Origin of the sequence: Streptomyces sp. NPDC098789, from assembly GCF_044759975.1 — a bacterium.
GTDB lineage: Bacteria > Actinomycetota > Actinomycetes > Streptomycetales > Streptomycetaceae > Streptomyces.
Genome location: NZ_JBIWAJ010000064.1, coordinates 1 through 2224, shown reverse-complemented (window position 1 = coordinate 2224; position 2224 = coordinate 1). Strand labels below are relative to the sequence as shown.

The 2224-nt window shown below is 73.2% G+C and carries 1 protein-coding gene; it reads left to right on the top strand.

The window, feature by feature from the left end:
* The coding region (locus ACIQWR_RS41470; RefSeq protein ID WP_404021363.1) for a condensation domain-containing protein at positions 1–2224 on the top strand (2224 nt) is incomplete at both ends.

Here is a 2224-nt window from a genome sequence, read left to right as displayed (position 1 = left end):
CCGACACCCAAATCAAAATCCGCGGCTTCCGCATCGAACCCACCGAAATCGAAACCACCCTCACCACCCACCCCCACATCACCCAAGCCACACTCACGCACACGACGCACCTCAACGCCTACGTCACCACCGCCCCCGGCATCGAGCTGAGCCCGGCGGCCGTCAAGGCCTGGCTGCGGGAGCGGCTGCCCGAGCACATGGTCCCGTCCCACTTCGCGGTCCTCGACCGGCTGCCGCTCACCCCCAACGGGAAGATCGACAAGCGCGCCCTGCCCACGATCGAGGCACCGCTGAGCACCGGCGGCCGCGAGCCGCGCACCGAGCTGGAGGAGCTCGTGCGGACTCTGGTGGGCGAGGTCCTGGAGAGCCCCGCGCCGCTCTCCATCGACGACGGCTTCTTCGACCACGGCGGCCACTCCCTGCTCGCCGCCCGCCTCGCCAACCGGATCGCCACCACCCTCGGCGTCGCCCTCACGATCCGCGACGTCTTCCAGCACCCCACCCCGGTGGCCCTGGCCCGGCACATCGCCACGGCCGGCGGCCGCCCGCCGCTCGCGCCGCTCACCGCCGCCGATCCGCGGCCCGACCTGCTGCCGCCGTCCTTCGCCCAGCAGCGCCTGTGGCTGGTGTCGGACCTCGGCGGGCGGGGGACCTCGTACAACGTGCCGATGGCCGTGCGGCTCGACGGCGACCTCGACGTGGCGGCGCTGCGCTCGGCCTTCGCCGACCTGGTGGCGCGCCACGAGCCGCTGCGCACCCGCTTCACGACGGTGGACGGGGACCCGTACCAGGTCGTCGATCCGCCCGCGCCGACGGCGCCCGTGTTCGAGGTGCGCGCCGTGGCCCCCGGGGCGGTCGACGCCGAGCTGATCGGGGCCTCGGGGCACTGCTTCGACCTGGGCGCCGAACACCCGCTGCGGGTCACCCTCTTCGAGACCGGCGAGCAGGAGTACGTGCTGCTGGTCCTGCTGCACCACATCGCCACGGACGGCCAGTCGCTGGGCCCGCTCTTCGCGGACCTGTCGCTCGCCTACGCAGCCCGGCTGGCCGGGCGGGCCCCGCGGTGGCCCGCGCTCGCGGTCCAGTACGCCGACTACGCGCTGTGGCAGCGCGCGGCGCTGGGCGAGGTGCTCGGCGGGCAGCTCGACTACTGGCGCACGGCGCTCGCCGGGCTGCCGGAGGAGCTGGGGCTGGTGCACGACCGGCCGCGGCCCGCGGTCACCGGGGGCCGGGGCGGGGTGGTCCGGCTGGACTTCGGTGGTGACCTGCACAAGCGGGTGGTGGAGTTGGCCCGCGCCGAGCGGTGCACGCCCTTCATGGTGCTGCACGCGGCGCTGGCCACGACCCTCACCCGGCTGGGCGCGGGCACGGACATCCCCCTGGGATCACCGGTCGCGGGGCGCTCCGACGAAGCGCTCAACCCGCTCGTGGGCTTCTTCGTCAACACGCTGGTGCTCCGGACGGACACCTCCGGTGACCCGTCCTTCCGGGAGCTGTTGGGCCGGGTCCGCAGCACCGACCTGGACGCCTTCGCCCATCAGGAGGCCCCTTTCGACCTGGTCCTCGAAGCCGTGAACCCGGTGCGCTCGCTGTCCCGGCACCCGCTGTTCCAGGTCTGCCTGGCTCTGGAGAGCGGTCCGGCCGCCGGACCCGAGCTGGTCGGGGTCCGGGCGGCCGGCGCCGAGGCGCTGGCGACCGGCGCGGTCAAGTTCGACCTGGAGTTCCTGCTGCGGGCCGAGGACGCCACGGGGCTGACCGGCGCGGTCCTCTTCAGCTCCGACCTGTACGAGCGGGAGACGGTCGAGCGGATGGTCGCGATGCTGCGGCGCACCTTGGAGCAGGTGGTGGCGGAGCCGGAAGTCGCCTTGTCCGAGGTGGAGTTGTTGGGTGCGGTCGAGCGCCGGCAGGTCCTGGAGGAGTGGACGGGCACACGCACCGACATCGGGGAGGCCACCCTCGCCGAACGCTTCGAGGAACAGGCCCGCCTGCGCCCCGAGCACACCGCGATCATCAGCGGCAACGAAGCGCTCAGCTACGCCGAACTCAACCAGCGTGCGAATCGACTCGCCCACCACCTCACCACCCGAGGCCTGACCCGCGGACACCTCGCCGGCATACTCCTGGAGCGCGGCACCGACTTCGCCGTCGCCCTCCTCGCCGTCATCAAGACCGGCGCCGGCTACGCCCTCCTCGACCCCGACTTCCCCGACGAACGCCTCACCAC